14 protein-coding genes and 2 tRNA genes are annotated in these 19,207 nt (G+C 57.5%); 8 read left to right on the top strand and 8 right to left on the bottom strand.

The genetic code is table 11. The features are described 5' to 3' along the window. Positions 1 to 19 precede the first annotated feature (19 nt). Positions 20 to 5,548 (top strand): type I secretion C-terminal target domain-containing protein, encoded by a 5,529-nt coding sequence (locus G5380_RS10330; RefSeq protein WP_421352713.1) that lies wholly within the window; start codon positions 20 to 22, stop codon positions 5,546 to 5,548. Positions 5,549 to 5,618: 70 nt separating this feature from the next. Here G5380_RS10330 and G5380_RS10325 read toward each other — a convergent pair whose 3' ends face one another. Continuing rightward, positions 5,619 to 6,113, bottom strand: coding sequence for a hypothetical protein (locus tag G5380_RS10325; RefSeq protein ID WP_216952967.1), 495 nt, complete (start codon positions 6,111 to 6,113; stop codon positions 5,619 to 5,621). Positions 6,114 to 6,298: 185 nt separating this feature from the next. Here G5380_RS10325 and G5380_RS10320 point away from each other — a divergent pair, with 185 nt between their 5' ends. After that, positions 6,299 to 8,251, top strand: a complete 1,953-nt coding sequence (locus tag G5380_RS10320) for an EAL and GGDEF domain-containing protein (protein ID WP_421205251.1) — start codon at positions 6,299 to 6,301, stop codon at positions 8,249 to 8,251. Between the two features lie 56 nt (positions 8,252 to 8,307). On the opposite strand, the gene rraB is transcribed toward G5380_RS10320, so the two are convergent. Then, complete coding sequence (rraB, locus tag G5380_RS10315; RefSeq protein ID WP_033114697.1) at positions 8,308 to 8,643, bottom strand: ribonuclease E inhibitor RraB; 336 nt, start codon at positions 8,641 to 8,643, stop codon at positions 8,308 to 8,310. Positions 8,644 to 8,908: 265 nt separating this feature from the next. On the opposite strand from rraB, the gene G5380_RS10310 reads away from it, so the two are divergent. The 4 genes from G5380_RS10310 (at position 8,909) to G5380_RS10295 (ending at position 11,841) form a co-directional block, all read left to right on the top strand. Continuing rightward, positions 8,909 to 8,984: transfer RNA gene (locus tag G5380_RS10310), tRNA-Phe, on the top strand. Between the two features lie 4 nt (positions 8,985 to 8,988). Beyond that, positions 8,989 to 9,064, top strand: a tRNA-Asn gene (locus G5380_RS10305). Positions 9,065 to 9,490: 426 nt separating this feature from the next. Further along, positions 9,491 to 10,765, top strand: a complete 1,275-nt coding sequence (locus tag G5380_RS10300; RefSeq protein WP_421208850.1) for an alpha/beta fold hydrolase — start codon at positions 9,491 to 9,493, stop codon at positions 10,763 to 10,765. Positions 10,766 to 11,115: 350 nt separating this feature from the next. Next, positions 11,116 to 11,841, top strand: coding sequence for a carbonic anhydrase (locus G5380_RS10295; RefSeq protein ID WP_421208853.1), 726 nt, complete (start codon positions 11,116 to 11,118; stop codon positions 11,839 to 11,841). Positions 11,842 to 11,927: 86 nt separating this feature from the next. Here G5380_RS10295 and G5380_RS10290 read toward each other — a convergent pair whose 3' ends face one another. Beyond that, positions 11,928 to 12,836: a pseudouridine-5'-phosphate glycosidase gene (locus G5380_RS10290; protein WP_421208849.1), complete on the bottom strand. Its 909-nt coding sequence runs from the start codon at positions 12,834 to 12,836 to the stop codon at positions 11,928 to 11,930. Beyond that, positions 12,830 to 13,921 carry a PfkB family carbohydrate kinase gene (locus G5380_RS10285; RefSeq protein ID WP_421208848.1) on the bottom strand — a complete coding sequence of 364 codons (1,092 nt, stop codon included), beginning with the start codon at positions 13,919 to 13,921 and terminating at the stop codon, positions 12,830 to 12,832. Before G5380_RS10285 ends, G5380_RS10290 begins: the two co-directional genes overlap by 7 nt. Positions 13,922 to 14,125: 204 nt before the next feature. Between G5380_RS10285 and G5380_RS10280 the strand changes: the two genes are divergently transcribed. Next, positions 14,126 to 14,578 (top strand): RNA methyltransferase, encoded by a 453-nt coding sequence (locus tag G5380_RS10280; protein WP_216954310.1) that lies wholly within the window; start codon positions 14,126 to 14,128, stop codon positions 14,576 to 14,578. A gap of 18 nt (positions 14,579 to 14,596) precedes the next feature. Here G5380_RS10280 and G5380_RS10275 read toward each other — a convergent pair whose 3' ends face one another. Then, positions 14,597 to 15,346, bottom strand: coding sequence for a substrate-binding periplasmic protein (locus G5380_RS10275; protein ID WP_216961110.1), 750 nt, complete (start codon positions 15,344 to 15,346; stop codon positions 14,597 to 14,599). Between the two features lie 193 nt (positions 15,347 to 15,539). Between G5380_RS10275 and G5380_RS10270 the strand changes: the two genes are divergently transcribed. Next, a complete protein-coding gene (locus tag G5380_RS10270; protein WP_216952973.1) occupies positions 15,540 to 15,971 on the top strand; it encodes a universal stress protein in 432 nt (143 codons plus the stop codon). A gap of 76 nt (positions 15,972 to 16,047) precedes the next feature. On the opposite strand, the gene G5380_RS10265 is transcribed toward G5380_RS10270, so the two are convergent. From G5380_RS10265 to G5380_RS10255, 3 genes are all read right to left on the bottom strand, one after another. Next, the gene (locus tag G5380_RS10265) at positions 16,048 to 16,677 is read right to left on the bottom strand and encodes a murein L,D-transpeptidase catalytic domain family protein (protein WP_216952974.1); all 630 of its coding nucleotides are present in this window, start codon (positions 16,675 to 16,677) and stop codon (positions 16,048 to 16,050) included. Between the two features lie 176 nt (positions 16,678 to 16,853). Further along, entirely contained in the window at positions 16,854 to 17,960 is a 1,107-nt protein-coding gene (locus tag G5380_RS10260; RefSeq protein ID WP_227342031.1) for a porin, read from the bottom strand. Between the two features lie 343 nt (positions 17,961 to 18,303). Beyond that, a complete protein-coding gene (locus G5380_RS10255; protein WP_421230649.1) occupies positions 18,304 to 19,104 on the bottom strand; it encodes a putative RNA methyltransferase in 801 nt (266 codons plus the stop codon). Between the last annotated feature and the right edge of the window lie 103 nt (positions 19,105 to 19,207).

Genomic DNA, 19,207 nt, shown 5'->3' with positions numbered 1-19,207 from the left:
GTTCACCGTGAAGGCGGACGTGACCGACCAGGCGGGCAACCCGGCGAGCGACAAGGAAGAGGCGATCCTGGACAGCGTAGCTTCCTCAGCACCGACCGTGACCATCGTTGATGACACGAATAATGACCAAATGCTGACCAAGGCCGAGATTGGCAATGATCAGATCCAGGTACGTGCCGGGATCAATCACGCAGACCTGGTTGCGGGCGGCAAGGTGACGCTGACTATCAACAATGGCGGGGTGAACAGCACTGTCCAATTGACGCTCAAGGCCGATGGCACCCTGCTGTCAAGCAATGGCAAGAGCTACGGCTATCAGAACGGCACCATCAGCTGGACGGAAACGACCCCGGCCAACGGCAAGTCGCTGACGGTGACGGCGATCCAGACCGACAAGGCGGGCAACGTCTCACTGCCGGGCAGCGACAACGCGCAGATCCTGAATGAAGCGCCGGAGACGGCGAACAAGCAGGCAAACGGCCAGGAAGATGCAGCCAGCATCGCCATTCCGACCCTCAGTGGCAGCGACATTGATGGCAACGTGGTGAGTTTCACTATCAAGAGCCTGCCTGCCAACGGCATCCTCTATCTGAACGGTGTGGCGGTGACCGTGGATCAGAGCATTGCGGTGGCGGACGCCGGCAACCTCACCTTCACTCCGAATGCGAACTGGAACGGCAACACCAGCTTCGACTATGCGGCGGTAGACAACGACGGCGCCGTGGATGCGAGTCCCGCAACCGTGACCATCAAGGTGGATGCGGTCAACGACCTGCCGACGCTGACCATCTCCAACGGGGTTATCGTCTCTGAAGAGGGGTTGGCAAACGGCATTGCCGACACGGTCGGCAATCCGGATACCACCAATGCCATCAAGGCGTCCGGTACCCTCTCGGTGGGCGACATCGACAGCAGCACACTCAACATTTCCCTGAATGGACCGGCCGGGCTGACGTCCGGTGGGGCAAAGGTCCAGTGGAGCTGGGATGCGGGCAGCAAGACGCTGGTTGGCTACACAGGGGTGATTGGCGGCGCCGATTACAAGGCTGTGGTCGAGGTCAAGCTGACGGCACCCAATGCCAGTGGAAAGGGTGAGTGGACCTATGACGTGACCCTCAAAGGTCCCCTCGACCACGGGGATACGACCTCGGAAGACAAGTTGTCGTTCCAGCTGGATGTGGAGGTCTCCGATGGCAGCGGCGTCACCAAGGACAAGCTGGATGTCAGCGTTGAGGACGACTCCCCCATTGCTGACAACAGCGATGCCGTTTCCGTGGTGAAGACCGATATTCCGAACGTGCTGACCGGGCTCTTTGACCTGACCAAGTACAGTGGCAACCAGAGCACTCTGAACATGGCGGGCTTTACTATCAGCGCCCTGGGCTTCAAGTCGGCAACAGACTCCTCACTGGTAACGGCGGTGGTCAACGGTTCCAGCTCGGGGCTGGGGGTGGCCAGCGGAGCTGCGCCTTACCACAACCTCGCCAACGAGATTGACTTCCGTCACTTTGCCGACGGATCGTCCGCCTCCGAGCAGCTGATCGTCAGGCTGGATGCGGGCAAGGTTGCCTACGGCGCCAACATCAAGTTCAGCAAGATGTTTGGCGGCGAGCTGGAGAGCGGGGTCGTGGAGTTCTATCGCGGTGGTGTACTGATCAGTACCCTGGTATTCAACTCCAACGCATCGGGTGGGGAGTTCAACCAGAACTTCCAGGTGCAGCAGGGTGGCTTTGATACCATGGTGATCAAGGCGACCAACAACGGCAGCACCAATACCTCCGACAACAGCGACTTCACCGTACAGAGCATCGAGTTCCTCGGTTCCAACACGGCGCAGGCAATCGCCTATGGTTCTGGCACCGTGACCCCGCAGTGGGGGGCGGATGGCAAGGGCTCCATCGGGCTGGTAATGGACCCGGCAACCTTCGAAAATGGTCTGCGAACGGCTTCCGGTTCTGCCATCGCCATCACCGCCAGCGGCGCTAATACCCTGGTCGGGAAGGATGCGGACGGCAACCTCATCTTCAAGCTGGAGTTTACACCGGCCACAGGCAAGTGGGAGTTCTTCCAGTATCAGCGCATGTCCAAACCTCTGGGTGATGGCGACATCGACTTCCAGGTCCGGGTGGTGGATGGTGACGGCGACGCCAGCATTGGCTCCTTTGCAACCAAGCCTCTCTTCACGCCGCTGGTTCAGGGAGTCTCCAGCGAGAGCGTAACCGAAGGGGGCAATCTGCTGCACAAAGTCACCCTGTCAGATGCAACCCAGGAAGCGACTGAATACGATTTCGCCATTCGTGGTTCGGGCAACAACCCCGCCTCCAACCAGGATTGGGGCAATGCCCAGTTCAGCAATGGTGTGACCTATAACAGCACTACCGGCAAGATCACGGTACCAGCCGGCGTGTCGGACTTTACTGTGACCATCCCGACGGTGAACGATCGCTTGGTCGAAACGAACGAGACCCTCTCGGTGACCATCGGTGGGCAGAGCGGGACCGGCACCATAGTGGACAACGATCGGGCGCCGGTGACCACGGGTGGCTACAGTGCCGGCAAGGAGGACGCGCCACTGGTGCTGAAGTGGGCCCAGTTTGGTGCCAGCGATGATCAGGCCGCTTCTGACCTGAGCGTGCAGATCAACACCCTGCCGCTGAGCGGCAAGCTGGAATACCTGAACGCTGCTGGTCAGTGGATTGCAGTGAAGGTGGGGGATCTTGTCTCCTACGCCGATATCGACAGCGGCCATCTGCGCTTTGTGCCTAGTCTCAATGAATCCAGCAGCAATGCCCTCAATGGTGGCGGTACGACGACGGGCAACCAGCAAGGGGACTACGCCACTCTGGGTTACCAGATCAGCGATGCTGCCAACCTGAGTAACTCAGGCAAGCTGGTGATCGATATCACGGCGGTCGCGGACAAGCCGGTGGTCGACATCAGCCTGACCGGCAACGGCGTCCCGCTTTATACCCAGTACCCGTCGTCCGGCATCTCCACCGGGGCGTTCCAGAGCAGCAACTTCAACAAGGGCAACTTTGGCATCACCAATAGTCTGACCGACAGCACCACCAGTCAGGATCAAGTGGTGGGCGGCAACGGCAATGACTATATCGTCAGCGTGAAGGGCGGCGGCGATTACTTCGTCGGCGGTGCTGGCAATGACGTGCTGGTCGGTGGCAACTCCACCTCAGGTGACACCCTCGACGGCGGTACCGGCAACGATATCCTGGTGGCCGGATTGGGTGGCGACACCCTGTTTGGCGGCGCCGGTACCGACCTGGCCGTACTGATGGGCTCGCGTGCCAACTATGTCATCGAGCGCAGAAGTGACGGCGGTTTCAACTTCCTGGTGAAGGAGAACGGCGTCACCATCAGCAAGTCGCTCTACGACATCGAGTTGGTGCAGTTTGATGACGGCATTTACCAGTTCAACCAGACCGACGGCACCCTGACGGCGGTACAGCCGAGTGTGGTGGATTACCCGCTCGAGATCACTGCTTCCCTGACCGACCGTGATGGTAGCGAGCAGTTCGACAGCCTGGTGCTGACCGGCATGCCGACGGGGTCGACCCTCTATCAGGGCTCCACCGTGCTAGGTACCGTGGGGGCCGATGGCACGCTGACGCTGACCGGTCTGTGGAACCAGAGCGCGTTGGACGTCAAACTGACCGGTCTGACCCTGCGGGTGCCGGGCAGCAGTGCCGGCCAGTTCGACCTCAAGGTAGAAGCCATTGCCAAGGAAGTGGCGACCGATCAGACCAGCAGTGCATCGGATCAGGATTCGATCCGCATGAGCTACTTCCTTTCCACCGAAGGGGAGCCGGGCGATCAGAACCGCACCTATGGCAACGAGCACAATATCGTGGTCGGGGATCTGGATGGCAGCGTGGTACTGCCGGGCCAGAACTACAACATCGCCTTTATGGTCGACAGCTCGGGCAGTATCGGCACCAGCGCCATGAACACCATCAAGAGCCAGTTGGCACAGATCTTCGCCAGCCTCAAAGCGAGCGCAGGTAGCGAAGGGGCTGGTACAGTCAACATCATGCTGGTTGACTTTGATGCTCTGTCGAATGCCAGTATTAGTGTGAACCTGAAAGACAGCAATGCCTTGAATCAGCTGCAGGCTGTAATCGATTCCATGAGTAGCGGAGGGGGGACCAACTATGAAGATGTGTTCAAGACGGTTGCTAACTGGTTCAGTAGTTCTACGGCTCAAAGTAACAGTAATGCCAAGAATCTGTCCTATTTCATTACCGATGGTCAGCCAACTTATTACCTCGGTAACGAAGGCTCCAACCCGAGGGTATTGAATTTCTCAGGTAGCAGCTATGACGTCTATCTCAACAGTCTGCTTGGTGGCACCTATATTCCGGGTCGGGTATATAGCTCCAATGGCTACACCATCATCGACAGCGCTGGCCGAGTGTATGCCGATGGTAGATACAGCAACCCGATCGGTTTTATGCGTCCGGATGGTAGGGGGGGATATACCTACTCAACACTGGATGGTGATGGCGGCACTACCTCCAGCTCAACTATCAATAACTCGGTAGCAGGTTTTGGGCTGCTTACTGGGATGGGGGTTACGGTAGAAGCGATCGGACTGGGGGCCAACATCTCCTACAACGATCTCAAGTCCTATGACTCTGACGGCGTCATCATGACCGGCGTCAACGCCAGCGATTTGGCCAACGCCATCTTGGGCACCTCGGTGAATAACCTGCCGGGCAGTGACCGGATCGACGGCGGTGCTGGCGACGACATCCTGTTCGGGGATGCCATCCACTTCGCCGGTATCAACGGTGAAGGCTACGCGGCCATCAAGCAGTATGTGGCCGGCAAGCTGGGCGCAGGCTCGGTGACCGATGCCCAGGTCCATGACTACATCACGGACCATGCCAGCGAGTTCGATCAGTCCTCCAGCAATGACAAGGCGGACGTGCTGATTGGCGGGGATGGCAACGACATCCTGTTCGGTCAGGGTGGCGATGACTTCCTGTTCGGTGGTGCCGGCAACGACATCCTGTTCGGTGGTGCCGGCAACGACACCCTGTATGGCGAGAGCGGCAACGATACCCTGTACGGTGGCAGCGGCAACGATACCCTGTTTGGTGGTATTGGCGACGATAACCTGATCGGTGGTCTGGGCAATGACATCCTGGTTGGCGGGCTTGGCAATGACATTCTCAAGGGGGATAGCGGTGCCGATACCTTCACCTGGCTGCAGGGCGATACCGCCGCAGGCAGCGTTGCCAAGGATTACGTGGTCGACTTCTCCAAGGCGGAAGGTGACAAGCTGGATCTGAGCGACCTGTTGGATCACGACGGTTCTCGTAACCAGAACGATCTGAAGAGCCTGCTGTCGGTGTTCCAGGACAATGAAGGGGTACATCTACAGGTCAAGGAGAGCAGTACTGCGTCGGTGACTCAGGAAATAGTGCTGATGAACCATACTTTCGATAGTCTGACGGGGGGGGCAGGTACTACTGCCAACCAAGTGATCGATTACATGTTGACCAACAACATGCTCGATATCGACAAGTAAGCCCAACTCGGGACAGTAAAAAAGCGGCAGAGCAATCTGCCGCTTTTTTTATCTTGGCAGGGAGGCGAAATTAGTTGCCGAGTGTGGCAAACAGGCTCTGCTCAAGGGTGCCGCGGGAGACGCAGACCGGCTTGATGGACGGGGCTGATACGCGCTCGCCTGAGGATTCCACAAAGAACAGCTCGGTGTTGCCTTTGACGTTGACGGTGGCCACGCTGCTGTTGCCGCTCTGGGTGATGATCAGGTTGATCTGCAGGTCAGGGTTGCCCAGTGCTACTTTGGAACCCATGGTGCCACAGTCCAGCCACTCAAGTCCGTCGGCCGACTGGTTGACATTGGCGGTCATCAGGCCGGCACCGCGCTGACTGTTTTCGATGGTGAGGCCGTGGTCGGTGAACCACTTTTCGGCGCGAGCCCACACCAGATCCACCGGGATCGCCATCTCCTGGGTATTGTTGGTCGCCTTGGCGACCGGCGGGTTGTAGCGATACTCCTCACCACCGTTATTGTCGCCAGCACAACCTGCCAGCAGCAGCGCCAATGCGCACCCCATCATCTTTTTCATCTTGCTTCTCTCGTCCATTTATCAGGCCATTGGCCAACCGGTGCCTATTATCACCTGAGCGACAACCTCTGTCAGCATGCGTGCTGCATCGGTGTAAACGGAGGGGTTACCGGGGGTGCTTTACAAAATTGGTTTGCTATCATAGATTTGCTCGAAATTCCTCCATAAGCGCCCCTGTGACCAACATGCTTACCCCGGATCTGCTTCAGCAGATCATCGACCAGTTGCCAATGAGTATCTTCTGTCGTGATAGGCATGGTCGCTACCTGTTTGCCAATCGTGAATTTGCCATTGAGGCCAAGCTGGGTTCACCCGCCGAGGTGGTCGGCAAGAGTGATGCAGAGATGCCATGGGGCGATGTATTTCGTACCGAGGACGCGCAGTTGCTGACGGGGGGCGTTCCCTTGCTTCATCAACAGTTGCACTGTAATCGGGGTGGTGAGACCTGCTGGATGGAGGTGCACAAGATCCCGCTTTACACGGCTCAGGGTGAGCCATATGCCGTATTCGGAATGGTCAACGAGATTGCCCAGCGCAAGCACCTGGAACAGACGGTCAAAAAACAGCAGGTGTTGCAGCGTTTTCTGCTCGATGCCATCCCTGACCTGATCCGTTTCGATGATCACAACGGTGTGTTGCTGGAGTGCAACCAGGCGTTTCTCGACTTTATTGGTCAGGGGGCGGATGAGGTGCTGGGTCAGCAGCTGCCGTTCCGGCTGGCGGCACCCCAAGGGATGGGCCACGGCGAATGTTGTCTGCTGGATGCCAGAGGGCAGGGACGGCATATGGAGATCACCCGGGTCGATGTCCCCGATGGGGATGGTCACTCCCTCGGGATCCTGACGCTGGGGCGCGATATCACTGGCTTGCGCACCACTCAGGCACAGTTGCAGCAGGAGCAGCACTACGACAGCCTCACCGGGCTGCTCAAACTCTCCCGTTTCTTGCAGACCAGCCGCCATTTGGGGTGCCGCAGCGCCACACTGGTGCTGGTCGATCTGCACCACTTTCGTGAGGTTAACGATCGCTTCGGGATCCGGATTGCCGATCGCCTGCTGAGCCAGGTGGCCAAGCGACTACAGCAATTGGTTCCGCCGCGAACCTTGCTCTGCCGGGTGGCTGCCGATGACTTCTGTCTGTTACTCCCCGATTTCAACGAGCCGTTGCAGGAATGGAACCAGCATCTGCAGCAGCAGTTGATGGAGTACTATCAGGTGGAAGAGCATCGTATCCAGATCCCGGTGTTTCTGGGGCTGGCTCAGGGGCGGGCAAGCGATGCCGAGCGGTTGCTCAGCCATGCTGAAGCGGCGCTGGCGCAGGGCAAGCGGCAGCAGCAGTACTGCACTCTGTTTGATCCGGCGCTGCACGCCCGGCTCAAGCGGCGTCAACTGATCGCCGCCCAGTTACCGCTCGCCATCAAGTCATCCCAGCTCGTTGCCGTCTACCAACCCATTATCAGCAGCACAACCCATCTGCTTTGTGGTGCAGAATTGCTTTGCCGCTGGCCGCATCCTGAATTTGGCATGATCTCGCCGGAAGAATTTATTCCACTGGCCGAAGAGATGGGGATCATCGGCCAACTTGGTCAGCTGATGCTGGAGTTGGGGTGTGCTCAGTTGGCCCAGTGGCAAACCGATCAGCCGGATATGGTACTCTCCATCAACCTTTCGCCGTTGCAGTTTCGTGATCCGGCGCTCTGCAAGCTGGTGCAGGGCTGCATTGCACGTCATGGTCTGAATGCAGGCCAGCTGGAGCTGGAGATCACTGAAGGAGTCTTGATGGAGAATGCCGATGAGATCGAGACCAACCTGGATAACCTGATCGCCGCCGGTTTTCAACTGGCCATCGATGATTTCGGTACTGGGTATTGCTCGCTGGCCTATCTGCCAAGGCTCAAGGTCGCCACGCTCAAGCTGGATCGCAGCTTCACCCAGGGGTTGGTCAGCAACAGTGCCACCACCGCCATCGTGAGATCGGTCATCGGACTTGGCCATGAGCTGGGGATCTGCATTACTGCAGAAGGGGTGGAAACCGTCGAGCAACAGTTGTGGCTGACCCAGGCGGGGTGTGATCGGCTACAGGGTTATCTGTTCAGCCCCCCGTTGTCGCCCGAGCAGTTTGCCGCCAGTTATTTGTGACAGTCTGCAATAACAGAGAGGCCACCCGCAGGTGGCCTCTCTGTTTGTGGCAGGGATCAATCCTGGAAGTAGGTGCCCCAGCCATCGTAGTCCACCCCATATTTTTCCAGGATGGGCAGCATCTTGGCGATATCGGCAACGATCGCTTCGACATTCAGCTTGCACTCGATGGTGGCATCGAAGCAGAAGATGGTGGCGCCGTCATCCAGTTCCATCTCTTCGGCATCGGTCACTTCAAAACCGGCCTTGAACAGGTCAACCGCTGCTTTTTCCAGACGGTCGAAATCCTGGCAGGCGAAGTGGTGCTCGATGTCGTAATCCGCATCGGGATTGCTGCCATCGGCCAGCAGTTCGTTGACGATCTCGGTGGTCTCTTCACGCCACTCTTGCATATTCAGACTCATGTTGCCTCCAGGCGGTATCATTGCGGCAAAGCATACTCGCAGAGTGGATTCGGCTCAATGTGGCAAAGCTATAGAGGCCGTGATTTCCCGCGGTTTGGTGATCATTCATATATGAGGCGGGTCACGGTTAGGCAGATTTCTGCTCCGAAACGGCTAATAACCGTTCATTGCGTTCAGTTGTTGAGCGAACGTGCTTTTTATCGTGCCATCATGGTTGACACCCTGCGCTGGAAAGGGTTTAATGCGCGCCGTTGCCCAGATAGCTCAGTCGGTAGAGCAGGGGATTGAAAATCCCCGTGTCGGCGGTTCGATTCCGTCTCTGGGCACCACAATTCCTCCTTAGTTCAGTCGGTAGAACGGCGGACTGTTAATCCGTATGTCACTGGTTCAAGTCCAGTAGGAGGAGCCAAATTCGAAAAGCCCGCTCAATCGAGCGGGCTTTTTCATTTCTAGTTGCTGTTGCATGCTGCCAAAAAGAGCGTTGCGCCACAGGTGGCACTGAACAGCAGCATTCCGGTCTGCAGCATGCTGCCAGGGCATGGCTTCTTCTCTCTTTTTCTGGCCCTGATCCACTTCGGTTTCATCACATTCCCTTATCTATTTTGTCGGCCTGAATGGCTGCACTCCTGTACAGGCGAACCATCTTTGTTGAATGGCGCCATGGCGTCAATCTCCCTCGCAAAACAATCAATTCAGCACCGTTGAAGAGCGGCTTGTCGGGTGATGTTTCGACCTTTAAGCCATTGTTAACATTTTGGAAAACCTGAGTGACCCCAAGGCAGGGCGGGGATATGATGAGATCAATGATGTTCCCATCCTGACGGAGAGATCCCAGATGAGCAGCCCCTTGAGCTATGTACTGGACGGCATTCATTGCGAGCCGCACTTTTTTACCGTTCCCCTCGATCATGATGAGCCGGATGGTGACAGCATTACCCTGTTTGCCCGTACCCTCTGCCGTAAAGACAAGCTCGATGAGAAGTTGCCCTGGCTGCTGTTTTTGCAAGGGGGGCCGGGATTCGGGGCGCCGCGCCCGACGGCTAACAGTGGTTGGCTCAAGCGGGCGTTGCAGGAGTTCAGAGTGCTGCTGCTGGATCAGCGTGGCACCGGGATGTCGAGCCCCATCCATGGGCATATTCTGGCCAAAATGACACCGACCGAGCAGGCGGAGTATCTCAGCCATTTTCGCGCCGACAGCATAGTGCAAGATGCCGAGTTCATCCGGCAGGAGCTCAGCCCCAAGCATCGCTGGAGCCTGCTGGGGCAAAGCTTTGGCGGCTTTTGCTGCCTGACCTATCTCTCGTTTTTCCCTGACAGTCTGCGGGAGGTCTATATCACCGGCGGTATCGCGCCGATCGGCCGCAGTGCCGAGGAGGTTTACCGCGCCACCTACCAGCGGGTGGCCGACAAGAACCGCGCCTTCTTCGCCCGCTTCCCCCACGCTCAGGGGATTGCCAACCGGCTGGCCAACCATCTGCACCAGCACGATGTGCGGCTGCCCAACGGTCAGCGCCTGACGGTGGAGCAGTTCCAGCAGCAAGGACTGGATCTCGGTGCTACGGGTGCCTTTGAGGAGCTTTATTACCTGCTGGAGGAGGCCTTTATCGGTGACAAGCTGAGCCCGGCCTTTCTCTATCAGGTGCAGAGTATGCAGCCATTCAATACCAATCCGCTGTTTGCCATCCTGCACGAGGCTATCTACGCCGAAGGGGAGGCGACTCGCTGGGCGGCAGATCGGGTCAGAGGGGAGTTTCCTGCGGTGAACTGGGCGCCCGGCAAGGATTTCGCCTTCACCGGCGAGATGGTTTACCCCTGGTTGTTCGAGCAGTTCCGCGAGTTGCTGCCCCTGAAAGAGGCGGCTCATCTGCTGGCCAACAAGGCGGACTGGGGGGCGCTCTATAATCCGGCCCAACTGGCCCGCAACCAGGTGCCGGTAGCATGCGCCGTTTATGCCGAGGATATGTATGTGGAGTTTGATTACAGTCGTGAGACCCTGCGTGGGCTTGGCAACAGTCGCGCCTGGATCACCAATGAGTATGAGCACAACGGTTTGCGTGCCGATGGTGAAGCGATTCTTGATCGTCTGATCGCCCTGAATCGCGACCGTTAATTGCCGTTATCGGCAACCATCGCGGGAGCCCGTACTCCCGCGATGGTTGTGATGGATGGTTGTTATGAAAGCGTGACACCCTGAACCTTGTCCCGCACCTGCCAGTGGAGGAGTGGATAGCCGACTGATTAATTTCCCCCTCTTTCACTGTCTCTGCCGATCCCTCACCATATACTTGCCAAACGACTCTGTATTGAGCCGCGGTCAAACCGATTGACCAGCCCGTGCTCATTACCATTAGAAAGTCGCTCCGATGCTCTGTATCCCGCGTATCAGATATGCCATCTCTGCATGCCCCGCTATCCGGGGGAGGGGATGGTCGTGCTTTTCAATCAAGATAAGGATGTATGATGAGAAAGTCTCTGTTGGCCTGCTCCCTGTTGCTGTGCCCTGTCGTGTTTGCTGCCACCCCCCATTGGGAATATAGCGGTGAGGTGGGGCCTGCCCACTGGGCCAAGCTGACCCCTGAGTTTGGCCAGTGTGCGGGTAGCAATCAGTCGCCGGTTGACCTGAACGGATTGGTCGAGGCCAAACTGGCCCCGCTGGTACTCCACTATCAGGCGGGTGGCAACACAGTGGTCAACAATGGTCATACCGTGCAGGTCGGTTATGCCCCGGGCAGCATTTTGCAACTCGATGGCACCAGGTTTGAGCTCAAGCAGTTCCACTTCCACGCCCCGAGTGAAAACCTCATCGAGGGCAAATCCTATCCGCTGGAAGGGCATCTGGTGCACGTCAGTGACAAGGAAGAGATCGCCGTGGTGGCGGTGATGTTCGAGGCTGGCAAGGCCAATCCTGCGCTGGCGGCAGCTTGGAGTGCATTACCTGCCAAGGTGGGGGAGATCCAGGCCCTCAAGGCGCCGCTCTCTGCTGAGCAACTGCTGCCGGAAAGCCATGACTACTATCGCTTCAGCGGTTCCCTTACTACGCCCCCCTGCTCGGAAGGAGTGCGCTGGCTGGTGATGAAGCAGCCGGTTGAGGTCAGTCAGACCCAGATCGACGCATTCAAGGCGGTGATGCACCACCCCAACAACCGGCCGGTGCAGCCACTCAATGGGCGCGTGGTACTGCAATAACACAGCGTTGCAATAGCGCTGCAGATAGCAAAAACAACAAGAGGGCCGCGAGGCCCTCTTTTACATGGCGAGGTATCGGCGTGCGATCACAGGCTGGCAGCGATCCGGGCACCGAGGGCCGCGTTGTTCAGTACCAGCTGGATGTTGGCCGCCAGCGAGTTGCCGCCAGTCAGCTCGCAGACGCGAGCCAGCAGGAAGGGGGTTGAGGCCTTGCCCTTGATCCCCTGCTCATCCGCTTCACGCAGCGCTTGGGCAATGGCTGCGTCGATATCGGCTTTTGGCATGGCGTGTGCGCTCGGGATGGGGTTGGCCACCACGGCGCCGCCCGCCAGTCCCAGCTCCCACTTGAGGCGCAACGCCTCGGCGATGGCTGCCGGGGTATCGAGGCGATAATCGACCTTGAAGCCGCTCTCGCGGGTGTAGAAGGCGGGCAGCTCCTCGGTTTGATAGCCGATCACCGGTACCCCCTGGGTCTCCAGATACTCCAGGGTCAGCCCGATATCGAGGATCGACTTGGCACCGGCACAGACTACGGCTACCGGCGTTTGTGCCAGCTCCTGCAGATCGGCCGAGATATCGAAGGTCTCCTGCGCGCCGCGATGTACCCCGCCGATCCCGCCGGTGGCAAAGACCCGGATCCCCGCCATGGCGGCGATGATCATGGTCGAGGCGACCGTGGTGGCCCCCATCCCCTTGCGTGCCAGCACGAACGGAATGTCGCGGCGGCTGCACTTGGTAACCGCATGGCCAGCCCGACCGAGGGCCTCCAGCGCACCGGCATCCAGTCCCACCTTGAGGCGGCCATCGAGGATGGCGATGGTGGCTGGAATGGATCCGTTATCGCGCACCACCTGCTCCACCTGACGGGCCGTCTCCACGTTCTGCGGATAGGGCATGCCGTGGGAGATGATGGTGGATTCGAGGGCAACCACCGGTTTGCCAGCAGCTAGCGCGGCAGCCACTTCCGGTTGGATATCGAGGTAAGCGTTCAGCATGAGTACTCCTCCAGTATGCGGTCAACGGCGGTCTTGCTCAGACCGGAAAAAACGGTATCGGAACAATTGACGGTGAGGGCGGCGCAGCCCAAGGCAAAGCGGGTGGTTTGGGCAATGTCGAGCTCTTGCAGCCAGGCGTGGGCGAGGCCAGCCATAAAGGCATCCCCGCCGCCGGTGACGTTGAGCACCGGACTACCCAGCACAGGCAGGTGGCCCTGTTGCTCGCCATCGCTGTAAAAGATCCCCTGTTCACCCAGACTGAGGAACAGTCGCTTGACCCCGGCGAGGTGGAACCAGGCGGCCACCATGGGCCAGGTTTCGGGCCCGGCGATGGTCATGCCGCACAACTGCTCGGCTTCACTGCGATTGGGTTTGAGGGTGTGGATCTTGCCGAGCCAGGGGCGGATCTTCTCCACCTTGGCCACCGAAACGGTATCGACAAAGATGGCGTGCTCTCCCTGCCGCTCGAACAGCCAGTCGAGGGTGTGGATGGCCAGATTGGTGTCGAGCACCCAAAGCCGGGCACCGCCGAGAAAGCCACCGAGCGGGGTCAGGCGGGCAGGGGTGAGCTGCTCTATGATGGCCATGTCGTTGATGGCGCAGCTCATTTCGCCGCTGCCATCATGCAGGCTGAGGTAGCAAGAGGTAGTGTGGCCATCGAGCACCAGGGTCTGGCGCACATCGACGCCGGCCCGCTGGCTTACCTCCAGCAGATGATGACCATACTGGTCGTTGCCGACCGCTGTAAGCAGCCGGGTGTCGCTGCCGAGCCGCGCCAGATTCTCGGCGATATTGCGGCCAACACCACCTGCCGAGGTGCGCACCTTGCCCGGGTTGGAGTCGCCGAGCAGCAGGTTGTCATGGCTGGTGCCACAAATATCCATATTGGCACCGCCGATCACCACTACGTAGGGGCCTTCTCGCAGTACATAACCTCTGCCTTGCACATATCCCTGCCGGATCAGGCTGGAGATGTGGCTGGCCAGCGCGGAGCGGCTGATGCCGAGGCGATCGGCCAGATCCTGCTGGGCAATCATGGGATCCTGACGCAGCAGGGCTAGGATCTCTTGTTCACGCTCAGTCATAGACAAACATCCATTTACAAACGTTTGTCCATTATTGCTGGGAAACGTTTGCTGGCTATCGGCTTGTACAAAATTTGTCGGCTTGCGCACAAAAAATCGACATTCAAAGCTGGGTTGGCAAGCGGTTTAGCCGGGGAGGGGACTTTTAACGGGTCGGTGGCCCTGCAACGGCTTATAATGGCCGTCGCAAGATGAGGAGAGATGATGGAAAAGAGTGCATTCTGCTGCGTGGGGTTGGTCAATCCCAAGTCCCCGGAAAATGTCGGTTCCGTGATGCGGGCTGCGGGTTGTTACGGGGTGGACGAGGTCTACTACACCGGCAACCGCTTCGAGCTGGCGCGCCGCTTTGCCACTGATACTAAGCAGATGGTGGAGAAGATCCCGCTGCTCGGGGTGGATGATCTGATGGCGTTTATCCCGCAGGGATGCGTGCCCGTGGTGGTCGATCTGATCGACGGCGCTACACCGCTCCCCGACTATGTCCATCCGGAACGCGCTTTTTATATCTTCGGGCCGGAGGATGGTACGCTCGATCCTGCCCTCTATGGCGCGGTGAAAGATGTGGTTTATGTGCCGACCAGTGGCTGTATGAATCTGGCGGCCTCGGTCAATGTGATCCTCTACGACCGCTTGGCCAAGGGAATGAGGGGAGAGTAATTAGCGCAACGTTATCATTCAGTCTGCAGGACTGGCAGCCACTTTCTGTTCCAGTTCTTCGATAAAACCCTGATAGTAGTCATAGAGCTGATAGTGCTTATAGATCTCTGCCAGACCCCCGCTGCGGATCAACTCAACCATTCCCTTATCCCAGAGCTGTAACATCCGGTTGCCTTGCTGGGTATCGGCAAAAATGGGATAGGTCGGGATCCAGCGCAGGAAGACGCGATGCAGCTCGGGAGGGATAGCCTCATCCACATAGAGCACGCCGGCAGTGAGGTAAAAGCGATATCGCTCTTTACCAAGCAGTTGCAGGGCCAGCTCATCGCTGTCAATTTCATGCCACTGCATGGTGACCGCAATGTACTTGTCGAATGCCCAGCCCCGCCGCCATATCACGGTTTGCCCTTCCAGACTTTTCTCCCCTTGCCACTGGGGTTGCCATTTCTTGAGCATGAACACGGTCAGGTCATCCGCTGATGCCGGATAGCGAGATTGCTGGACGCCGGATACTTCATCGCGATATACCCCCATGGCGATATCTCCCCCTTTTTTTGCAATGACAGCGAGAGCGCGCTTATAGGGCACAATATGGGGGGTTACCTGATAGCCGTGAGGCTGGTAGATGGCTCGCACCAGATCCAGATAGAGGCCTTTGCCATCCTTTTGACAAAAACCGGGCCAATCATCGCAATAAACGTCAATAGACTCTGCCCGGCAATTCGCCGCAGTGAACAGACAACAGAGCAACAGACAGATGCGTAGCATGGTCAGAGCTGGCCTCGCTGGGGCAGAGGAAAAAACACTGATACCCTACTTTATACCATGGCATTGATGGCGACGGCGTACAGAAAAAATCCCTGATGTTCATTTTGCGACAGGGTCGAGAGTTATTTTCAATCTGATGGTTATGATGAACTCAAGATTCAATAGTACCCCAATCAGTAGAGGAGACTGCATTATGCCATCGATCAAAACTCTGCTTTGTCCTGTCGATTTTTCCCAAATGTCCCGGGCGGTACTCGACTATGCCGTATTCATGGCGCAGAGCCATGAGGCCCAGCTCAAGCTGATCCATGTCGTAGACCAACTGCACGGCTTTGACAGTTACAAAATTCTTCATATGACAGCCGTTGAGATCACTCACGAAATGGAGCGTCAGGCCAGAGCCCAACTCAAAGAGCTGATTGCCACCCTGCCTATTCCGGCAACGTTTGATATTCGCTTTGGCAGGGCAGCGGATGAAATCATTATCCAGGCCAAGGAAGACGAGGTTGAACTGATCGTTATGGGGAGTCACGGCCGCTCCGGCATCAGCCATCTGCTGGTAGGCAGCGTTGCCGAATCCGTGGTGCGTCATGCTCCGTGCCCGGTCCTGGTGGTGCGCCAATAACTCGTCCCGTTTAGTGTGAGAGCGTGACAAACAAGGCCAGCGATTGCTGGCCTTGTGTTTTATGGTGTTATGCCCGTTAGCCGTGGGCGTAGATGACACTGCCCCCTTTTATGGTATCTATGATGGCCCTGGCTTGTTCCTTTGGCAGGGCGGGACAGCCCCAGCTGCGGCCCAGTTTGTCATATTTGCGCAGATGGTTTGGGCTGGCATAGGCGGCGCCATGCACCACGATGGCACGTTTGCGGGCATTGCAGTTTTTGCCGGGGCTGAGCCCATCCAGCCGCAGGGAGTAGCCATGCTTGCCCAAGTAGGTTTCTGCGGTACGATAGACGCCGAGGGAGCTTTGTCGGGAGTTGAGCTGGTTGGAAAAGCGCTCTGCGGCTAGTTCACCTGAGTTGCGGCCATGGCTTACCCAGGTGTGATAAAGCAGTTTGTGACGTTTCATGTCGATGACGAACAGCCTGCGCTGAGTCGAAGGCTTGCTGTAATCAATGATGGTCAGGATGGATTTTTGCTTGCTGCGTACGCTTTGATAGCTAACAAGGGCTTTTTGAAAGGTTTGTCTGTCGAGTTTGCCGGCCAGCCCAAGCTGCTGATAGAGGTTGCGCTCACTACTGGCGGCGCTATTCCCGCTCCAGCCGATGCTCACCAGCAACAGTAACACTGGCCACAGTGGCCCCCACCGTTTTCCGAGTAACTCTGTCATCCCTGCTCCCCTCTTTGCGCATCCTTGCTTGTCCAACGGGCTGAAATTACAGCTATCCGCTCGATAGTTATATGCAAGGTGCTGAAAACGCGCAATAAAAAACCGGCCGCTGAGCGGCCGGAAGAAATTCAAACAGTAGACATTGGTTTCACAGGGTATAACCGACAGTCAACCTTTTAGAAGTTGTACTGCAGGGCGACAGCAACAACGTCGTCGGTGTTCTTGCCCAGAGAGTTGGTGGACTTGCCATCAACAGAGTCAAGCAGGTTCAGCTTGTAGTCAACGTAGGCGTTGAAGTTCTCGGTAAAGTTGTACCAGGCACCGATGGATACGTACTCGGTGTAGGTGTCGTCAATGCCGTGGGCAGTATCTTTGACGTCAGTGCGCAGGTAAGCCAGAGAAGGCTTGAACTTGCCGATGGTGTACTGGGCAACGGCTTCGTAACCATCCATCTTCTCGGCGTAGCCGTTGTTGACGAACAGGTGGTTCTCACCGTGGGAATAGGTTGCCGCCAGATAGAGGTCGCCTGCAGCATATTTGGCACCGAAGCCCATCAGCTTGGCATCTTTCTCGCCGCCAAAGGCTGCGTAGCGGGCCTGTTCGGCAGTTTTGCCAGCCTGGTTGTATGCAGCGCCCAGGCTCAGACCCATATCGAAGTCATAGTTGGCAGAGAAGGCAAAGCCCTCTTTGGAACCAGTGCTGTTCCAGCTCTCACCGTTGTAGAGGTTACCGTTGAAGGACTCGGCAATGGCGCTGCGGCCAGCATTTTGCGGGGTATTGTTACCAGTGAACTGGGCACCCAGAGTCAGACCTTCGTAGTTGAAGATGTACTGAGCCAGACCGTTGGTACGGCCGGTACCGAATACTTCGGTATCTTTGCCCAGGCCATCACCACCCCATTCGGGCAGTACGTCGGTATAGTTGTTTACGGCCTTGGTGAACAGACCATCCTGACGGCCATAACTGAAGGCACCGAAGCGATCGTGCTGGATGCCGGCATAGGCGTAACGCAGTTCATCGTTGTCAGAACCGGAGGTCGGCAGGTTGTATTCGGCAAAGCCGAATGCCTTCATCTCGGGAGCGATCTTGGTCTCGCCAGCAACGTGCAGACGGAAGTAGCTCTGATCTCCTTCGGCGCTGTTGTTGTCAGTGCCGTAGTAGGCACCCTGGGCACGGCCACCGATATCCAGCTTGGTGTCGTTCTGGTTGTAAACGGTAGCAGCGTGGGCGCCACTGGCCAGCAGCAAGCTGGAGATGGCCATAGTCAGTGCAGACTTTTTCATATCCTTATTTCCTCTGATGTAAACACTTCCGAACCTGTGGTCGGTTCTATGGAAATCGGAAAGGGTCCGATAGCCACACGGTAGGCGCTTGAACCTTGACTGGGCCTGAATCTGTCGTCGTTTAATTTGGTGCTGAAGGGCGCTGTTGATACTGGATATGACGTTTTTTGACAGGTTAAAAAGAGATTAAATTCAATGAATTATTCTCTATTGGCTGTTTTGACATTAAAACTGGCCTGACCAATAAGGTCGATGACTCAAGTTGTGAGGCGTATCACGAAGGGGGAGAAGAGTGGCGGGAGGAAAATGGGACAGGAGCACTTGCCGTGCTCCTGTCTGGCGGTCAGCTTGCTTTTTGCCACAGTGTCATTAGCAAATCCTGTTCCAGCTGTGCCGGGCCTTGCTGGATAAAGGCATGGCGCTGTTCGCCGTTGGCGCGCCAGCCGAGACGGCTTGTCTCCAGAATAAAGGCGCGCATGGTCTGATCCATAGAGATAGGGAACTGGCAGCGCTCCTGGCTTACCAGTCGGAGACCGGCAAGCGAGGGCCAGCTTAAAGGGTGTTCCATACTCACCGGATTGAGGCTGACCCGCAGTTGCCACTGATGACGCGGGCCTGGCTGCAGATAGAGCAGATAGCCACCGGGGGCCAGCCAGCTGACCAGCTGTTCGGTCTTGACCTTGAGATCGTTGACCAGCAGCACCTGAGCAGAGCCCGGTTGCAACGGCGCGCGAGCGGGATCGGCAATGACAAACTGGCCGTCCGGCTGCGCTTTTTTGGCGGCAAAAATGGTGTTCTTGGCGATATCAACCCCAGCAAACTGCCAGCCGGGCAGGCGCTCTGCCAGCGCGCGGCAGTAGTAGCCTTCACCACATCCCAGATGAACCAGCTCTTGCGGGGCAAGGGGAGAGAGCAGGGCGGCCATGGCCTCGACCAGCGGCAGTTGGTTGCCGGCTTCCAGGAAATGGTGCTTGGCGCGCATCAGGGCGCGGCTGTCGCTGTCTTTGGGGTTTTTCTTGCCGGGGATGAGGTCCAGATAACCTTCTGGTGCCGGATCGAAGTGATGCTTGTTGTCGCAATAGCGCCCCTGGGAGGCTTCATGAAGATGGAGCGGACTGCGGCAGCGGGGACATTGAAGATGCATAGTAACTCTCTGGACGAATGCCGGAACAGTGAAGGGCGTTCGGGATTATAGGGGAGAGGATCAAAAAAGGCTGCCGTAGCAGCCTTTTTTATCCCAAGGCCTC

The organism is Aeromonas sp. 604443 (assembly GCF_049170315.1).
Taxonomy (GTDB): Bacteria; Pseudomonadota; Gammaproteobacteria; order Enterobacterales; family Aeromonadaceae; genus Aeromonas; species Aeromonas veronii_A.
This window is presented reverse-complemented; position numbering and strand designations above follow the sequence as displayed.

Excerpts from the sequence above, each read along its gene's own strand:
- G5380_RS10325 (WP_216952967.1), bottom strand. The coding sequence starts at position 6,113 with ATGAAAAAGATGATGGGGTGCGCATTGGCGCTGCTGCTGGCAGGTTGT.
- G5380_RS10320 (WP_421205251.1), top strand. The coding sequence starts at position 6,299 with ATGCTTACCCCGGATCTGCTTCAGCAGATCATCGACCAGTTGCCAATG.
- rraB (WP_033114697.1), bottom strand. The coding sequence starts at position 8,643 with ATGCAAGAGTGGCGTGAAGAGACCACCGAGATCGTCAACGAACTGCTG.
- G5380_RS10300 (WP_421208850.1), top strand. The coding sequence starts at position 9,491 with ATGAGCAGCCCCTTGAGCTATGTACTGGACGGCATTCATTGCGAGCCG.
- G5380_RS10295 (WP_421208853.1), top strand. The coding sequence starts at position 11,116 with ATGAGAAAGTCTCTGTTGGCCTGCTCCCTGTTGCTGTGCCCTGTCGTG.
- G5380_RS10290 (WP_421208849.1), bottom strand. The coding sequence starts at position 12,836 with ATGCTGAACGCTTACCTCGATATCCAACCGGAAGTGGCTGCCGCGCTA.
- G5380_RS10285 (WP_421208848.1), bottom strand. The coding sequence starts at position 13,921 with ATGACTGAGCGTGAACAAGAGATCCTAGCCCTGCTGCGTCAGGATCCC.
- G5380_RS10280 (WP_216954310.1), top strand. The coding sequence starts at position 14,126 with ATGGAAAAGAGTGCATTCTGCTGCGTGGGGTTGGTCAATCCCAAGTCC.
- G5380_RS10275 (WP_216961110.1), bottom strand. The coding sequence starts at position 15,346 with ATGCTACGCATCTGTCTGTTGCTCTGTTGTCTGTTCACTGCGGCGAAT.
- G5380_RS10270 (WP_216952973.1), top strand. The coding sequence starts at position 15,540 with ATGCCATCGATCAAAACTCTGCTTTGTCCTGTCGATTTTTCCCAAATG.
- G5380_RS10265 (WP_216952974.1), bottom strand. The coding sequence starts at position 16,677 with ATGACAGAGTTACTCGGAAAACGGTGGGGGCCACTGTGGCCAGTGTTA.
- G5380_RS10260 (WP_227342031.1), bottom strand. The coding sequence starts at position 17,960 with ATGAAAAAGTCTGCACTGACTATGGCCATCTCCAGCTTGCTGCTGGCC.
- G5380_RS10255 (WP_421230649.1), bottom strand. The coding sequence starts at position 19,104 with ATGCATCTTCAATGTCCCCGCTGCCGCAGTCCGCTCCATCTTCATGAA.